This is a genomic window from Nocardioides szechwanensis (assembly GCF_900103935.1).
GTDB lineage: Bacteria > Actinomycetota > Actinomycetes > Propionibacteriales > Nocardioidaceae > Nocardioides > Nocardioides szechwanensis.
Window position 1 is genome coordinate 617,523 of the sequence record NZ_FNIC01000002.1, and the last position, 16,361, is coordinate 633,883.

Consider the following 16,361-nt stretch of genomic DNA (forward strand, 5'->3'; position numbering starts at 1 on the left):
GTGGTTGATTCAGCGCGGAAGGAACGGCACATGAGCGAGCGGCTCCGTCCGCGGGATCTCGCCTTCCTCTCCGAGGAGACCCCCGAGTCCCCCATGCACAACGCCACGATCGAGATCTTCGAGCCGGGCGAGTCAGGCTTCGACCACGAGCAGCTGCTCTCGCTGATCCAGGACCGGATCTCGTTCGTGCCGCGCTACCGCCAGCGCCTGCAGACGGTCCCGGGCCGGCTCGCCAACCCGGTGTGGGTCGACGACGACCAGTTCGACCTCGGCTACCACGTACGTCGGTCCGCGCTGCCGCGCCCGGGCTCGATGGACCAGCTGCGCGAGCTGGTGTCGCGGATCGTGTCGCGCCCGCTCGACCGGTCCCGGCCGCTGTGGGAGATCTACTTCGTCGAGGGGCTCGAGGAGGGCCGGGTCGCGCTGCTCTCCAAGACGCACCAGGCGCTCGTGGACGGCGTGGACACCGTCGACCTGGGCCAGGTGCTGCTCGATGCCACGCCCACCCCGAAGTCGATGGAGTCCGACGACTGGCACGCCCAGCGCGCGCCCTCGCCGCTCGGCCTGGTCGCCGGAGCCGTCAGGGACTCGCTGACCGAGCCCGAGACGCTCGTCGACACCCTGCGCAGCCAGACCGGGTCCGCCCTGCGCAACGCCGGCGCCGCGGCCGAGCGCACCCGCCGCGTGGTCAACGCGCTGAGCGGGCGCAGCCCCGTGAAGGACTCCCCGATCAGCGGCGCGCTCTCGCAGCAGCGCCGGGTGGTCACCATCGACACCCCGCTCGCCGACTACCGCAAGATCCGCACCGTCCACGGCGGCACCGTCAACGACGTCATCCTGGCCACGGTCGCCGGCGGGCTCCGCGCCTGGCTGATGACCCGCGCCGAGTCGCTCAAGGGGATCCGCCAGATCCGGGCGGTCGTCCCCGTCTCCGTGATCGACTCCGAGCTCGAGGCGACCTCGCTCGGCAGCCAGATCGCCGCCCACTTCGTCGACCTCCCGGTCGGCGAGCCCAGCCCGCTGGTCCGGCTGCACCAGGTGTCCTACTCCTTCCAGGCGCACCAAGCGACCGGCCGCGGCGTGGCCGCCAACCGGCTCGCCGGCATCGCCGGCTTCGCCCCGACCACGTTCCACGCGATCGGCTCCCGGGTCGCCGCGGCCGAGCGTCGCGGCTACCAGCTCAACGTCACCAACGTGCCGGGCCCGCAGTCCCCGCTCTACGCCGCGGGCGCCCGGATGGTCAGCAGCTACCCCGTGCCGCCGCTGCTGCCCGGCCACCCGCTGGCCATCGGCGTCACGTCGTACGACGGTCGGGTGTTCTACGGCCTCACCGCCGACCGGGTGCAGCTGCCCGACGCCGACCTGCTCGGTGTGTGCCTCCAGGAGGCGCTCGACGAGCTGCTGGAGGCCTCGAGCGGGTCGCGGGTGCGTGCGCCGCGAGGCCGCAAGCGCGTCACGAAGAAGCCCTGACCGTGCGCGTCTACGTGCCCGCCTCGCTCGACCTGCTCGCCGACTGGCTGGCCGCAGCGACCGTGCCCTGGCCGCCCGACGCGATCGTCGCCGACGACGACGACGAGGAGTCGGAGTACTCCGCGTTGATGGCGGCCGCCGACGAGTCGGCCGAGCTGATCGGCCGGGCCGGGCGCCGGGTGGTCGTCGTGGCCGAGGTGGCGACCGAGGGTGGTCCGATCCCGATGCGGCAGGTCGTGGCCGCCCATGCCGACGTCACCGACTTCACCGACCCCGACGACGACCTCGCGTGGTTCGCCACCCAGGAGATCCCGGACCTCTTCTGAGGACTGGCCGGGGCCTTTTCGACAACCCGACCGCCGGGTGACAACATCCGAGCATGGACGCCATCTCCTACCCGCCGGCCCCCACCAACGAGCCGAACCTGACCTACGCGCCGGGGAGCCCCGAACGGGCCGACCTGGTCACCGAGCTCGAGCGCCAGGAGCGCAAGCAGGTCACCCTGCGGGCCCACATCGGGGGCCGCAAGCGGTCGGGAGGCGGCGCGGAGATCCCGGTCGTGCAGCCCCACGACCACCAGCACGTGCTCGGCGTCATGAAGAACTCCACCCAGGCCGACGCCCAGGCCGCGGTCAAGGCCGCCGCCAAGGCAGCTCCGGACTGGGCCGCGATGAGCATGGACGACCGGTGCGCGATCCTGCTCAAGGCCGCCGACCTGCTGGCGGGGCCGTGGCGCCAGCGGATCAACGCCGCGACCATGCTCGGCCAGTCCAAGACGGCCTTCCAGGCCGAGATCGACGCGGCGTGCGAGCTGATCGACTTCTGGCGCTTCAACGTCCACTACGCCAAGCAGATCCTCGCCGACCAGCCGATCGCCAACAGCCCCGGCATCTGGAACCGCACCGACCACCGCCCCCTCGAGGGCTTCGTCTACGCGATCACGCCGTTCAACTTCACCGCCATCGCCGGCAACCTGCCGACCGCTCCGGCGCTGATGGGCAACACCGTCATCTGGAAGCCCTCGCCCACCCAGCAGCTGGCCGCCTCGCTGACCATGGAGCTGCTCGAGGAGGCCGGGATGCCGCCGGGCGTCATCAACATGCTGCCGGGTGGCGGGCTCGAGGTGTCCAAGGTCGCCATGACCCACCCGGACCTCGCCGGCATCCACTTCACCGGCTCGACCCCGACCTTCCAGTCGCTCTGGCGCACCGTCGGCGAGAACATCGCCGGCTACCGCTCCTACCCGCGGATCGTGGGGGAGACCGGTGGCAAGGACTTCGTCGTCGCGCATGCCTCGGCCGACCCGGACGTCGTACGCACCGCGCTGGTCCGGGGTGCCTTCGAGTACCAGGGCCAGAAGTGCTCGGCGGCCTCCCGTGCCTACGTCGCCCGCTCGGTGTGGGACAGGATGAAGGACGAGTTCCTGGCGGAGGTCGAGGCGATCGCGGTGGGCGACGTCACCAACTTCTCCAACTTCATGGGCGCCGTCATCGACGACCGGGCGTTCGCCAAGCACAAGGCGGCGATCGCCCGCGCCAAGCGGCAGAAGAACCTCACCGTCCTCGCCGGCGGCCAGGTCGACGACTCGGTCGGCTACTTCGTGCGGCCCACGGTCGTGCAGTCGACCGACCCGACCGACCAGATGTTCTCCACCGAGTACTTCGGGCCGATCCTCGCCGTCCACGTCTTCGCCGACGGCGACTTCGAGAAGGTCGTCGCCCAGCTCGAGTCGTTCGCGCCGTACGCCCTGACCGGCGCCGTGATCGCCCGCGACCGACAGGTCGTGGCCTGGGCCCAGAACGCGCTGCGCTTCGCGGCCGGCAACTTCTACATCAACGACAAACCGACCGGCGCCGTCGTCGGCCAGCAGCCCTTCGGCGGCGGCCGCGCCTCCGGCACCAACGACAAGGCCGGCGCGGCGATCAACCTGCTGCGCTGGACGTCACCGCGCTCGATCAAGGAGACGTTCGTGCCGCCGACCGACTATCGCTACCCGTACATGGGCTGATGACCCCCGTCCCGATGCACCTCGGCTCGCTCCACCCGATGGAGCAGGCGCTGACGTTGGTGCTGGCGTTCGGGCCCTTCGTGGTGCTCGGGATCGTGATCGCCGTACGCCGTCGCCACGACCGCGCCGCGGACGAGGAGCTCGCCCGGCAGGACCGGGCGTCGAACCCTCAGCGCGAGAGGTAGGCGCGTCCGGCGGTGTTCTCGGCCTCGAGCGCCTTGGTCATCAGGTCGCGCAGGAGCTCCTCGAGCTTGCCGCCGATCAGCGGGATGCCGACCTTGATGGTGAGGTCGACGGTCTCGGTGGTGACGCCGTCGGACTCGGTGATCCGCGCGGTGCCCCGGATGTCACCGGGCTTGCCGGGCAGGGTGACCACGATGTCGCCGAGCAGGGGAGTCGCCCACGACTCGGCCTGGATGACGTTGGTCTCCTCGCCGACGAACTTCTTCGCGAACGACGGTACGCCGGCGGTGTGCTGCCACTGGTCGACCACGACCTCGAGGTGGTCGCCGTCGCGCTGGACCGACACCTCCGAACGGGTCACCCGCTGGGCGGCGCAGACCTCCTTGCGGAACTCCGGGTCGGCGAGCATCGCCGCCACGTCGGCCGCGGGCGCGTCGTAGGTCAGCTCGTGGAGCAGGCGCCGGCTCACCGGCCCGCCAGCCAGTCGCGGCCCACGGTCAGCTCGACGTCGTAGCCCTCCTTGATGGTGTCGGCCATCAGCTGCTCGAGCTTGCCGCCGATCAGCGGGACCTTGACCTTGACGTCGAGCTCGACGACCTCGTTCGTGCCCGAGCCCGCCTCGACCAGGCGGACCGTGCCCGAGGCCCCGGTGGGCTTGCCGGGTGCGGTGATCGACACGGTGCCGCCGGAGCCGTCCTTCCAGGTCTCGCTGAGGATCGCGCGGGTTGTGTCGCCCACGATCTTCTTGGCGATCGACGGCAGGCCGGCGGTGTTCTGGACGGTCTCGACGGTGACGGTCATCCCGGCGCCGGCCATCTCCACGGTCACGTCGTGCGAGACGGTGTGCTGTGCCTCGCACACCCGCTCCCGGAAGGCCGGGTCGGACAGCATGGCGAAGACGTCGGCGGGGGGAGCGTCGTACGACAGCTCGATGTGGAACTTCATGGCGGACATCATGCACCCCCCGACGCAGGACCGACGTGGTTGAGTGGTCGACTGTGACTACCGACCAGAGCCCCGACGAGGCGTTCGTCTCCTTCGGCGAGCAGGGCGCCCAGCTGACCTACGGCAGCTACCTGCGGCTCGGCCAGCTGCTCGACTCCCAGCACCTCGAGTCCGACCCGCCGGCACACGACGAGCTGCTCTTCATCACCATCCACCAGGTCTACGAGCTGTGGTTCAAGCAGCTGCTGCACGAGGTGACCGCCGCCCGCGACGCCATGACCGGCGGCAAGGTGTGGTGGGCCCAGCACCTGCTCCAGCGGGTGCACGTGATCGAGCGGGTGCTGGTGCAGCAGGTCGACGTCCTGGAGACGATGACCCCGCAGGACTTCCTGGAGTTCCGTCAGCGGCTGGCCCCGGCGAGCGGGTTCCAGTCGGTGCAGTTCCGCGAGCTGGAGTTCCTCTCCGGCGCCAAGGACGCGACGTACGTCAAGCGCTTCCGCGGCCTGACCGAGGAGGAGCAGCAGCGGCTCACGGCACGCCTGGACGAGCCGACGCTGTGGGACGCGTTCCTCGACGTGCTCCGCGCTCACGGCCTCGCGGCCGGGTCCGACGAGGAGGTCTCGGCCTCCATGCGCACGGTCGCCCACGACCGCTCGCAGTACGCCGCCGTGTGGGCGTTGGGCGAGGCCCTGCTCCAGCACGACGAGCTGGCCGCGAGCTGGCGGGCCCGGCACGTGGTGATGGTCGAGCGGATGATCGGCGCCAAGTCCGGCACCGGTGGCTCGAGCGGATCGACCTACCTGCGCAGCCGGCTCCCAATGCAGTACTTCCCGCTGTTGTGGAACCTGCGCAGCGAGCTGTGACCCGTGTTGTGGGTGGGGCATCGGGGGTCCTACTGTCAGGGGGTGTCAACGACGACGCAGGACGTGCACAAGGCTGACCTCCTCGACCAGGCCATCGACCTGGCCAAGCACAGGTCGGGCCGCGGCGGACCCCCGCACGACCGGGTCGCCGCGCTCCTCCGGGCCTACTTCCGCCACACCGCCCCCGAGGACATCGTCGAGCGCGCCGACGTCGACCTGTTCGGGGCCCTGGCGTCGCACTACAAGCTGGCCGCCGAGCGGCCGCAGGGCACAGCGAAGGTCCGGGTCTTCACCCCGACGCTGAGCGAGCACGGCTGGTCCGCCGGCGGGCACTCCGTCGTGGAGGTGGTCGTCGACGACATGCCGTTCCTCGTGGACTCGCTGACCATGGAGCTCTCGCGCCAGCTGCGCGGCGTCCACCTGGTCATCCACCCGCTGTACGACGTCGTGCGCGACATCACCGGCGCTCTGCAGGAGGTGTGCGTCGTCGACGACGGCTCGGTGCAGCCGGCCGACGGCAAGGTGCGCGAGTCGTGGATGCACGTCGAGATCGACCGGATCCGCGAGGGCGACGACTTCACCGCCATCGTCGACGACATCCAGCGGGTGCTGCGCGACGTCCGGGAGTCGGGGGAGGACTGGGGCAAGATGCTCGGCCAGGTCCGTGACATCGTCACCGGCCTCGAGTCCGACCCGCCGCCGCTCCCGCCCGACGAGGTCCGGCAGGCGTCCGCGCTGCTGTCCTGGCTGTCCGACGAGCACTTCACATTCCTCGGCTACCGCGAGTACTCCCTGGAGCACACCACCATCCACGGGCAGGAGGAGGAGGTGCTGCGCGCCGTACCCGGCACCGGCCTCGGGATCCTTCGTGCCGACCAGGAGATGTCGGCGTCGTTCGGTCGGCTGCCCGAGCTGGTCAAGGCCAAGGCCCGGGAGAAGACCCTGCTCGTGCTGGCCAAGGCCAACTCCCGTGCCACCGTGCACCGCCCCGCCTACCTCGACTACGTCGGCGTCAAGACGTTCGGCCCCGACGGCGAGGTCACGGGGGAGCGCCGGTTCCTCGGGCTCTTCTCCAGCTCGGCCTACACCGAGTCTCTGCTGCGGATCCCGCTGATCCGCGAGAAGGCCGAAGCGGTGCTGCACCACAGCGGCTTCGACCCGCGCAGCCACGCCGGCAAGGCCCTGATGGACACCCTCGAGAACTACCCGCGCGACGAGCTGTTCCACACGCCGGTCGAGGAGCTGGCCCCGATGGCCGAGGCCGCGATGGTCGCGCGGGAGCGGCGCGGCCTGCGGATGCTGCTTCGCGCTGACACCTATGGCCGCTACGTCTCGGTGCTGGTCTACCTGCCGCGCGACCGCTACAACACCGGGGTCCGCGAGCGCTTCGCCCAGCTCCTCAAGGACCGCCTCGGCGGCGAGTCCGTCGAGTTCACGGTGCGGATCAACGAGTCCACCACCGCGCGCGTGCACTTCGTTGTCCACATGCCCAAGGGGCAGCCGATCCCGGAGGGTGTCGACGCCCTGGACCTCGAGCGGCGGCTCTTGGAGGCCTCCCGCTCCTGGCGCGACGACTTCGTGTCGGCAGTCATCGCGGAGTACGGCGAGGAGGTCGGCCTGAGCCTGGGGCGGCGCTACGTCGACTCGTTCCCCGAGGCCTACAAGGAGGACTTCCCGGCCCGCACCGCCGCGGTCGACCTCGGGCGCCTCGAGGCGATCACGGGCGACGAGGGCATCGACCTGTCGCTCTACGAGGAGCTCGACGCGGGCCGCGGCGAGGCCCGGCTGAAGGTGTTCCGCATCGGTGAGCCGCTGTCGCTCTCCGAGGTGCTGCCGATGTTGTCCTCGATGGGGGTCGAGGTCGTCGACGAGCGCCCCTACGAGCTGGCCGGCCTCGACCGGACGTCGTACATCTACGAGTTCGGCCTGCGCTACGGCAAGGCCCTCCCCGCCGGGGCGCGCGAGGTCTTCCAGGACGCGCTGCGCGCCGTGTGGAACGGCTTCAACGAGATCGACGGCTTCAACTCCCTGGTGCTCGGCGCCGGGCTCACCTGGCGTCAGGCCACGGTGCTGCGCGCCTACGCCAAGTACATGCGCCAGGGCGGGTCGCCCTTCGCCCTCGACTACATCGAGGGGGCGCTGGGCAGCAACGTCGACATCACCCGGCTCCTCGTGCAGCTCTTCGAGACCCGGTTCGACCCCGGGAGTGCCGGGCTCGCCGCCGACGCCGAGGCCCGGACCGCGCGCTCCGACGAGGTGCAGCAGCGGATCGTCCGCGCGCTCGACGACGTCGTGAGCCTGGACCACGACCGCATCCTGCGCTCCTACCTCACGCACGTGCAGGCCACGCTGCGCACCAACTACTTCCAGACCGACGCCGAGGGACTGCCGCATCCCTACATGTCGTTCAAGCTGGAGCCCTCCGCGATCCCCGACCTGCCCGAGCCGCGGCCGAAGTTCGAGATCTTCGTCTACTCGCCTCGGGTCGAGGGCGTGCACCTGCGCTTCGGCGCGGTCGCCCGCGGCGGCCTGCGCTGGTCCGACCGACGCGACGACTTCCGCACCGAGGTGCTGGGGCTGGTCAAGGCGCAGATGGTCAAGAACACCGTGATCGTGCCGGTCGGCGCCAAGGGCGGCTTCTTCTGCAAGCAGCTGCCCTCGTCGACCGACCGTGAGGCCTGGATGGCCGAGGGCATCGCCTGCTACAAGACGTTCATCTCCGGGCTGCTCGACATCACCGACAACCTGGTCGAGGGCGCGACCGTGCCGCCCGAACGCGTGGTGCGCCACGACGGCGACGACTCCTACCTCGTGGTGGCCGCCGACAAGGGCACCGCGACGTTCTCCGACATCGCCAACGGTGTCGCCCAGGACTACGGCTTCTGGCTCGGCGACGCGTTCGCGAGCGGCGGCTCGGTGGGCTACGACCACAAGGCCATGGGGATCACCGCCCGCGGCGCCTGGGTGTCCGTCCGCCGCCACTTCCGGGAGATGGGCGTCGACTGCCAGACCGAGGACCACACCTGCGTCGGCATCGGCGACATGTCCGGCGACGTCTTCGGCAACGGGATGCTCTGCTCCGAGCACACCCGCCTCGTCGCGGCCTTCGACCACCGCGACATCTTCCTGGACCCCGAGCCCGACGCCGCCGCGTCGTACGCCGAGCGCCGCAGGCTCTTCGAGCTGCCCCGCTCCAGCTGGCAGGACTACGACAAGAGCCTGATCTCCGAGGGCGGCGGTGTGTTCTCCCGCTCGGCCAAGGCGGTCAAGCTCAACGCCCACATCCGGGCCGCGCTCGGCATCGTCGGCTCGGTCGACACGATGACCCCCGCGGAGCTGATGCGCGCGATCCTGCTGGCGCCGGTCGACTTGCTCTGGAACGGCGGCATCGGCACCTACGTGAAGGCCGACGACGAGGTCCACGCGGAGGCCGGCGACAAGGCCAACGACGCGATCCGCGTCAACGGCGGCGAGCTGCGCGCCCGGTCTGTGGGTGAGGGCGGCAACCTCGGGTTCACCCAGCGGGGCCGCATCGAGTACGCCCTGGCCGGTGGCCGGATCAACACCGACTTCATCGACAACTCCGCCGGGGTCGACACCTCCGACCACGAGGTCAACATCAAGATCCTGCTCGACCGCGTCGTCGCGGCCGGCGACCTCACCACCAAGCAGCGCAACGCACTGCTGGTCGAGATGACCGACGAGGTCGCCGAGCTCGTGCTGCGCGACAACTACGAGCAGAACCTCGCCCTGGCCAACGCCGCCGCCTACGCGGCGCCGCTGCTCCACGTCCACGAGTTCTGGATGAAGAAGCTCGAGAGCGACGGGGTGCTCAACCGGGAGATCGAGGGGCTGCCCTCGAGCCGCGCCGTACGCCGTCGCCTCGACCGGCACGAGGGGCTCACCCTGCCCGAGCTCTCGGTGCTCCTCGCCTGGACGAAGATCGTGCTCGCCGACGAGCTGATCGCCTCCGACCTGCCCGACGACCCCTACCTCGACCTGGACCTGCGCGCCTACTTCCCGAAGCAGGTCCGCGAGGGCTTCGAGGGGCAGGTCAGCGACCACCCGCTGCGCCGCCAGATCATCGTCACCCAGGTCGTCAACGACCTGGTCAACGGCGCGGGGATGACGTTCTGGCCGCGGCTCGGCGGCGAGACCGGTGCCGACGCGGCCGACCTGGTGCGGGCCAACTTCGTGGCCCGCGAGATCTTCGCGTCGCTTCCCCTGCGCGACGAGCTGCGCAAGTTCGACAACGTGCTCGAGGCCTCGGTGCAGACCCGGATGCGGGTGGAGATGCGCACACTCGTCGAGCGCGCGTCGCGCTGGCTGGTCAGCAACCGGCGCCCGCCGCTCGACAGTCAGGCGACGGTGGACTTCTTCGCCGGCCCGGTACAGGCGACCATGGCGCAGCTGCCCGACCTGATGACGGGCCGCGAGCTGGCGTCGTACGAGGAGCGGCGCGAAGCGCTGGTCTCCCGGCACGTCCCCGAGGCGCTCGCCTCGAAGGTGGCGGGGCTGCCGCCGGCCTACATGCTGCTCAACGTCATCGAGATCGCCTCGCGCGAGTCGCTCGACCCGGCCGACGTGGCCCGGGTGCACTTCGCGCTCGGCGAGCGCCTCGGGCTGCCCTCGCTTGTCCAGCGGATCCTGGGGCTGCCGCGCGACGACCGCTGGCAGACCATGGCCCGGGCCGCGCTCCGCGACGACCTGCACGCGGTGCACGGGCAGCTCACCACCCAGGTCCTGGCGGCCACCTCGGCCGACGACCCGGCTCCGGTGCGCATCTCGGCGTGGGAGGCGGCCGACGCGGCCGTCGTCGCCCGGGCCGCCACCACGCTGCAGGAGATCTGCGTCGACGACCAGGCCGACCTCGCCCGGATGTCGGTCGGGCTGCGCGTCGTGCGTGGCCTGCTCTCGTCGGGCTGACGTCAGCACCCACACCCGGACACACCAACACCCCGCCGCGAGTGCGGCGGGGTGTCGGTATCCGGGGGAGAGCCCAGTGACGGGCCGGTGACCAGCGGCGAGCCCGGTGATCAGTTCGGGTTGACGCAGATGACGTAGGCGTTGAGGTCGACGTCGCCGAGCGCGTTGTGCTCGCCGGTCAGCTTCCAGGCGGTGGCCGGGTCGCCGTCGGGGGCGGCGAAGAACTCACCGATCTGCTTCTGCGGGGCGGACTCGACGATGACCTGCGAGTTCTCGGTGTTGGCCCAGTCGCCGCCGCCACCGACGGCGTACTTGCCGGGGGTGCAGGCGAGGAAGATGGTGCTCTGGCCGGCGGTGGTGACCGTGACGGTGTCGGTGATGACCTCGTAGCCCACGACGTTGGGCTTGTTGAGCTTGTTCTTCACGGCGCCGTTGAAGTCCTTCGAGGAGAGCGACCCGTCCTTGACGTCGGCGCTCGACAGGTTGTTGTTCTTGATGTCCTGGGTGGTCACGGTGTTGTTCTTGATGTTCTTGCCGGTGATCAGCTTGGCCGCCGTGGCGGTTCCGGCGAGGCCGACCATGAGCAGGACGGTGGCGATCAGCAGGGCGGGGATCACGGACTTGCGGCTGGAGCGGTTCATGGTCGTTCCTTCGGTTTCGGGTGGCCGCTCCGTCGCGGCCTGTCTGAGGAGGACTCTGTCCGGGACGGCACCCCCCGGGCATGAGGGATCGACCCTCAACTCCCCTGGCACCCCCCACCTGGGGGTTCTGGGGGTGCCCCCGGGGGGAGGGGCTGCGGGGCGGGGAAGAGGGCGTCCTAAACCGATTCGCGCGGTGTCGGTGGCGCGACATACGCTGCTCGTCAGATGACTGCGACTCCTGACTCCGACGCTCTCGAGGGGCCTCCCGCAGGGGTGCACTCCCTGTGGCGGCTGCGCCACTACCTCCGTCCCCACCGGGGCGCCCTGGCGGTCATGCTGGGCACCGCGCTCGCCGGGGTCGGTGTCGCGATCGCGATCCCGCTCGTGACCAAGGCGCTCATCGACGGCCCGATCACCGAGCGCGACCTGGGCCCGGTCCTGCCGCTCGGCCTGATCGCGCTGGCGCTCGGCGTGCTCGAGGCCGTGCTGGTCTTCTGGCGCCGCTGGGTGCAGTCCAGCGCGGTGCTCGCGATGGAGACCGAGATGCGGCGCGACCTCTACGCCCACCTCCAAGTGCTCCCGATGGGCTTCCACAGCCAGTGGCAGTCCGGCCAGCTGCTCTCGCGCGCCACGACCGACCTGTCGGCGATCCGGCGCTTCGCCGGCTTCGGGCTGCTGTTCCTGGTCATCAACATCCTCCAGGTCACCCTGGTGACCGGGGTCCTGCTCCACATGTACTGGCCCCTCGGGCTCGTCGTCGCGGCCGCCGCGGCACCCATCGTGTGGCTCTCGACGCGCTTCGAGAAGGCCTACGTCGTGGTCTCGCGCCGCGTCCAGGACGAGCAGGGCGACCTGGCCACCCTGGCCGAGGAGGGTGCGGTCGGCATCCGGGTGATCAAGTCCTTCGGCCGCAGCGAGCACGTGTCCCGCCAGTACGAACGGGCCGCCCAGCAGCTCCACGAGACCTCCATGGACAAGGTCCGGCTCTCGGCGAAGTTCTGGACCTTCCTCGAGGTGATCCCCAACCTCGCCGTGGTGGTCGTGCTGCTGCTCGGCGCGATCGGTGTCGGCACCGGTCGGCTGACCCCGGGTGAGCTGGTCGCGTTCATCACGCTGATGCTCTCGCTGGTCTGGCCGGTGGCCTCGCTCGGCTTCATCCTCGCGATGGCCCAGGAGGCGATGACCGCCGCGGCGCGGATCCTCGAGATCTTCGACACCGAGCCCGACATCGTCTCCGGCGCCCAGGTCATCGAGCGCCCCCGCGGCCACCTGCGCTTCGAGCACGTCGACTTCGCGTTCCCCGACGCCCCCGACGAGCCGGTCCTCCGCGACGTCAACCTCGACCTCCAGCCGGGCGAGACCGTGGCTCTCGTCGGCGCGACCGGGTCCGGCAAGACGATCCTCACCGCGCTGGTCCCACGCCTCTACGACGTCACCGGCGGCCGGATCACCATCGACGGCGTCGACGTGCGCGACCTCGAGCTCGGGCACCTCCGCACCCTGGTCGCCACCGCGTTCGAGGAGCCGACCCTGTTCTCGATGAGCGCCCGCGAGAACCTCACCCTCGGACGCGCCGACGCCAGCGACGCCGACATCGACGAGGCTCTCGACATCGCCCAGGCCGGCTTCGCGCGCGACCTGCCCTGGGGGCTCGAGACCCGCATCGGCGAGCAGGGCATGGCCCTGTCCGGAGGCCAGCGCCAACGGCTGGCCCTCGCCCGGGCGGTGCTCGCCCAGCCGACGGTGCTCGTGCTCGACGACACGCTCTCCGCGCTCGACGTCCACACCGAGAAGCTGGTCGAGGAGGCGCTGCGCCGCGTGCTCGGCTCGACCACCGGTCTGGTGGTCGCCCACCGCGCCTCCACGGTGCTGCTCGCCGACAAGGTGGCCCTGATCGAGGGCGGCACGATCACCCACGTCGGGGGTCACAGCGAGCTCCTCGCCACCGTGCCCGCCTACCGCGAGCTGCTCGCCGCCGAGGCCGACCACGAGGCCGCCCACGAGGGGGCGCGGTCATGACCGACACCGGCTGGCGCGGAGTCGCCGAGGTCGACGCGATCGAGGCCGCCGAGCGCGACGCCGCCGCCGCGATCAGGTTCACCGGCGGCTCGGGCCAGCTCCTGCGCGAGCTCCTGAGGCCCTACAAACGCGCGCTCAAGCTGTTGGTGCTGATCGTCCTGGTGGAGAACATCGCGCGGCTGTCGATCCCCTACCTCGTCAAGGAGGGCATCGACACCGGCATCCCGCCGATCATCGCCGACGACAACCTCCGGCCGCTGTTCGTCATCGTCGGGATCGTGCTGGTCGCGACCCTCACCCAGGCCCTCGCCCGCCAGCTCTTCCTGGTGCGCTCGGGCCACATCGGCCAGGACATGCTCTTCGAGGTACGCCGCCGGGTGTTCCGCCACTTCCAGGTGCTCAGCCCCGCCTTCCACGACAGCTACACCTCGGGGCGCGTGATCTCGCGGCAGACCTCCGACGTCGACGCCATCTACGAGATGCTCGAGACCGGCTTCGACGGCCTGGTGACCGCGGCACTGACCCTGGTCGGCACGGCCGGGCTGCTGCTGTTCCTCGACGTCAAGCTCGGCCTGGTCGCGCTCCTCTGCGGGCCGTTCCTGTTCTGGATCACCAACTGGTTCCGCAAGGAGTCCGGCAAGAGCTACCGCGTCACCCGCGAGAAGGTCGCGCTCGTGATCGTGCACTTCGTCGAGTCCATGGGCGGCATCCGCGCGGTGCAGGCGTTCCGCCGCGAGCCCCGCAACCAGGAGATCCTCGACGACGTCAACGAGCAGTACCGCGCGGCCAACCTGGTCGCGTTCCGCCTGGTCGCCTGGTTCATGCCCGGCATCCGGCTGATCGGCAACGTCACCATCGCCGTCGTACTGCTCTACGGCGGCTACCGCGCCTACCACGGTGAGGTCACGGTCGGCGTCCTCGCGGCGTTCCTGCTCTACCTGCGCCAGTTCTTCGAGCCGATGATGGAGATCTCGCAGTTCTACAACACCTTCCAGTCCGCCTCGGCGGCGCTGGACAAGCTGGCCGGGGTGCTGCGCGAGGAGCCCAGCGTGCCCGAGCCCGAGCAGCCCACCCACCTCGACCACGCCCGCGGTGAGCTGCGCTTCGACGGGGTCCGGTTCTCCTACGTCGACGGCCGCCCGGTCCTGCCCGGCCTCGACCTGACCGTGCCCGCCGGCCAGACGCTGGCCCTGGTCGGCACCACCGGCGCCGGAAAGACCACGCTGGCCAAGCTGGCCACCCGCTTCTACGACCCCGACGGCGGGCGCATCCTGCTCGACGGGCTCGACCTGCGCGACCTCACCTCCGACAACCTGCGCGAGGCCGTGGTGATGGTGACCCAGGAGAACTACCTCTTCTCCGGGACCATCTCCGACAACATCCGCTTCGGTCGCCCCGACGCGAGCCAGGAGGACGTCGAGCGCGCCACGCGAGCGCTCGGCGCCCACGACTTCATCATGGCGCTGCCCGAGGGCTACGACACCCACGTCGCCAACCGGGGCGGCCGGCTGAGCGCCGGCCAGCGCCAGCTCGTGGCCTTCGCCCGCGCGTTCCTGGCCGACCCGGCGGTGCTGATCCTCGACGAGGCGACGTCGTCGCTCGACATCCCCTCCGAGCGGCTGGTCCAGCAGGCGCTCCGCACGGTCCTCGCCGGCCGCACGGCGCTGATCATCGCCCACCGGCTGTCCACGGTCGAGATCGCCGACCGGGTGATCGTGATGGAGCACGGCCGGATCATCGAGGACGGAGCCCCCGCCGACCTGGTCGCCGGTGGCGAGGGCCGCTTCTCCGACCTCCACGAGGCCTGGCTCGACTCCCTGGCCTGAGCACGAGCGCTAGCCTCACGTCGTGACCGACCTGAGCCGCGCCAGCGTTGCCGAGACCGCCCGACTCGTCGCCGAGGGCGACCTGACCGCCCGGATCGTCCTCGACGAGACCCTCGACCGGATCGCGGCGACCGATCCGGGGCTCAACGCCTTCTCGGTCGTGCTCGCCGACGCCGCGCGCGATGAGGCCTCGTCCCGTGACCAGCAGCGCGAGGCACGAGGCCCGCTCCACGGCGTACCGATAGCCATCAAGGAGGAGCTCGATGTCGCCGGCACCGTGACCACGTTCGGCGGCGAGGCTAACTCGACCCCGGCCGCCGAGGACGGCGAGGTCGTCCGCCTGCTGCGGGCGGCGGGGGCGGTGATCGTCGGCAAGACCACGATGCCGGAGTTCGGCGCCTGGCCCTACACCGAGTCGGTCTCGCGCGGGATCACCCGCAACCCGTGGGACCGTACCCGCACGCCCGGCGGCTCCAGTGGCGGTACGGCGGCAGCGGTGGCGAGCGGCATGGTCCCCGTCGGGATCGGCGGTGACGGCGGCGGCTCGATCCGGATCCCTTCGGCGTGCTGCGGTCTCTTCGGCCTCAAGCCGCAGCGTGGCCGGGTCACGACCGCACCCCATCCCCACCTGTGGTGGGCGCTCGGCACGGTCGGTCCGCTCAGCCGCACCGTGCTCGACAGCGCGCTCGTCTACGACGTCATCCGGGGCAGCCGGCCCACCGACCGCTTCTCCGCGGGCGGGTCCGGCTCGTTCGTGGAGGCGGCGCAGCGCGCACCGGGCCGGCTGCGGGTCGGCTGGTCGGTCAAGCCGGTGACCCTCGGCATCAAGCCCGACCCGGTCCACGTGCGCGCCGTCGAGGACACCGCGCGGCTGCTGACCGACCTCGGCCACGACGTACGCGAGATCGAGCCGCACTACCCCGACCCGACGGCGGCCTTCGTGCCCCAGTTCTTCGCCGGGATCCGCACCGAGGCCGACGCGGTCGAGCACTACGACCGCCTCGAGCGACGGACCCGCGAGACCTACCGGCTCGGCTCCTGGGTGACGCCGCGGGTGACCGAGTGGGCGGTCCGGGCCAGCGAGAGGGTCGGGGCCAAGGCCAACCGCGTGTTCCAGGACATCGACGTGCTGCTCACCCCCACGATGGCGCACCGGCCGCCCCGGGTCGGCGTCCTCGACGGCCGCGGCACGGTCGCGTCGTCGCTGGCGGCCATGCCGGCGATCGCCTACGTGGCGCTCTGGAACGTCGCCGGCAACCCCGCGGCCTCCGTGCCCTGCGGCCTCGCGGCCGACGGACTCCCCGTCGGTGTCCAGTTGGTCGGCCGGACCGACGACGAGGCCACCTTGTTGAGCCTCTCCGCCCAGCTCGAGCAGGCTCGGCCCTGGCCGGTCGTGGCGCACGAGCCTCGCTAGTGTGGGCTCGTGCCCGCCATCGACGTCGTCGACGTCACCAAGAAGTACGGTGACCTGGCGGCGGTC

At 71.0% G+C, this 16,361-nt stretch carries 12 protein-coding genes; 9 read left to right on the top strand and 3 right to left on the bottom strand.

Annotated features, from left to right (window positions below; all coding sequences use genetic code 11):
* Positions 1-30 precede the first annotated feature (30 nt).
* The 4 genes from BLR90_RS08205 to BLR90_RS08220 are packed head-to-tail and all read left to right on the top strand — an operon-like array spanning position 31 to position 3,663.
* Complete coding sequence (locus tag BLR90_RS08205) at positions 31-1,470, top strand: WS/DGAT/MGAT family O-acyltransferase (protein WP_091024336.1); 1,440 nt, start codon at positions 31-33, stop codon at positions 1,468-1,470.
* A 2-nt stretch (positions 1,471-1,472) separates the two neighbouring features.
* Complete coding sequence (locus BLR90_RS08210; protein WP_245715211.1) at positions 1,473-1,796, top strand: DUF6912 family protein; 324 nt, start codon at positions 1,473-1,475, stop codon at positions 1,794-1,796.
* A gap of 53 nt (positions 1,797-1,849) precedes the next feature.
* Positions 1,850-3,478: an L-glutamate gamma-semialdehyde dehydrogenase gene (pruA, locus tag BLR90_RS08215; RefSeq protein ID WP_091024337.1), complete on the top strand. Its 1,629-nt coding sequence runs from the start codon at positions 1,850-1,852 to the stop codon at positions 3,476-3,478.
* Positions 3,478-3,663: a hypothetical protein gene (locus tag BLR90_RS08220; protein ID WP_091024338.1), complete on the top strand. Its 186-nt coding sequence runs from the start codon at positions 3,478-3,480 to the stop codon at positions 3,661-3,663. Before pruA ends, BLR90_RS08220 begins: the two co-directional genes overlap by 1 nt.
* Here the strand turns inward: BLR90_RS08220 and BLR90_RS08225 are convergent.
* Positions 3,648-4,130, bottom strand: coding sequence for a DUF2505 domain-containing protein (locus tag BLR90_RS08225; RefSeq protein ID WP_091024339.1), 483 nt, complete (start codon positions 4,128-4,130; stop codon positions 3,648-3,650). The two genes, BLR90_RS08220 and BLR90_RS08225, sit on opposite strands and share 16 nt — an antisense overlap.
* Positions 4,127-4,606, bottom strand: a complete 480-nt coding sequence (locus BLR90_RS08230; protein WP_170254335.1) for a DUF2505 domain-containing protein — start codon at positions 4,604-4,606, stop codon at positions 4,127-4,129. Before BLR90_RS08230 ends, BLR90_RS08225 begins: the two co-directional genes overlap by 4 nt.
* 53 nt (positions 4,607-4,659) lie before the next feature.
* On the opposite strand from BLR90_RS08230, the gene BLR90_RS08235 reads away from it, so the two are divergent.
* Together BLR90_RS08235 and BLR90_RS08240 are read left to right on the top strand one after the other, a co-directional pair.
* A complete protein-coding gene (locus tag BLR90_RS08235) occupies positions 4,660-5,469 on the top strand; it encodes a tryptophan 2,3-dioxygenase (protein WP_091024342.1) in 810 nt (269 codons plus the stop codon).
* A 42-nt stretch (positions 5,470-5,511) separates the two neighbouring features.
* Positions 5,512-10,395 carry an NAD-glutamate dehydrogenase gene (locus BLR90_RS08240; RefSeq protein WP_174812375.1) on the top strand — a complete coding sequence of 1,628 codons (4,884 nt, stop codon included), beginning with the start codon at positions 5,512-5,514 and terminating at the stop codon, positions 10,393-10,395.
* Between the two features lie 110 nt (positions 10,396-10,505).
* On the opposite strand, the gene BLR90_RS08245 is transcribed toward BLR90_RS08240, so the two are convergent.
* Positions 10,506-11,036 (bottom strand): hypothetical protein, encoded by a 531-nt coding sequence (locus BLR90_RS08245; RefSeq protein ID WP_091024346.1) that lies wholly within the window; start codon positions 11,034-11,036, stop codon positions 10,506-10,508.
* Positions 11,037-11,261: 225 nt separating this feature from the next.
* On the opposite strand from BLR90_RS08245, the gene BLR90_RS08250 reads away from it, so the two are divergent.
* The 3 genes from BLR90_RS08250 to BLR90_RS08260 are packed head-to-tail and all read left to right on the top strand — an operon-like array spanning position 11,262 to position 16,295.
* On the top strand, positions 11,262-13,055 hold the full coding sequence (locus tag BLR90_RS08250; protein ID WP_091024348.1) for an ABC transporter ATP-binding protein: 1,794 nt from the start codon (positions 11,262-11,264) through the stop codon (positions 13,053-13,055).
* Positions 13,052-14,881: an ABC transporter ATP-binding protein gene (locus tag BLR90_RS08255; protein WP_091024350.1), complete on the top strand. Its 1,830-nt coding sequence runs from the start codon at positions 13,052-13,054 to the stop codon at positions 14,879-14,881. Before BLR90_RS08250 ends, BLR90_RS08255 begins: the two co-directional genes overlap by 4 nt.
* 22 nt (positions 14,882-14,903) lie before the next feature.
* Positions 14,904-16,295: an amidase gene (locus BLR90_RS08260; RefSeq protein WP_091024352.1), complete on the top strand. Its 1,392-nt coding sequence runs from the start codon at positions 14,904-14,906 to the stop codon at positions 16,293-16,295.
* Positions 16,296-16,361 lie beyond the last annotated feature (66 nt).

What these genes read in the sequence shown, in the direction of transcription:
- BLR90_RS08205 (WP_091024336.1), top strand. Translation starts at nt 31, where the DNA reads ATGAGCGAGCGGCTCCGTCCGCGGGATCTCGCCTTCCTCTCCGAGGAG.
- pruA (WP_091024337.1), top strand. Translation starts at nt 1,850, where the DNA reads ATGGACGCCATCTCCTACCCGCCGGCCCCCACCAACGAGCCGAACCTG.
- BLR90_RS08220 (WP_091024338.1), top strand. Translation starts at nt 3,478, where the DNA reads ATGACCCCCGTCCCGATGCACCTCGGCTCGCTCCACCCGATGGAGCAG.
- BLR90_RS08230 (WP_170254335.1), bottom strand. Translation starts at nt 4,606, where the DNA reads ATGAAGTTCCACATCGAGCTGTCGTACGACGCTCCCCCCGCCGACGTC.
- BLR90_RS08245 (WP_091024346.1), bottom strand. Translation starts at nt 11,036, where the DNA reads ATGAACCGCTCCAGCCGCAAGTCCGTGATCCCCGCCCTGCTGATCGCC.
- BLR90_RS08250 (WP_091024348.1), top strand. Translation starts at nt 11,262, where the DNA reads ATGACTGCGACTCCTGACTCCGACGCTCTCGAGGGGCCTCCCGCAGGG.
- BLR90_RS08255 (WP_091024350.1), top strand. Translation starts at nt 13,052, where the DNA reads ATGACCGACACCGGCTGGCGCGGAGTCGCCGAGGTCGACGCGATCGAG.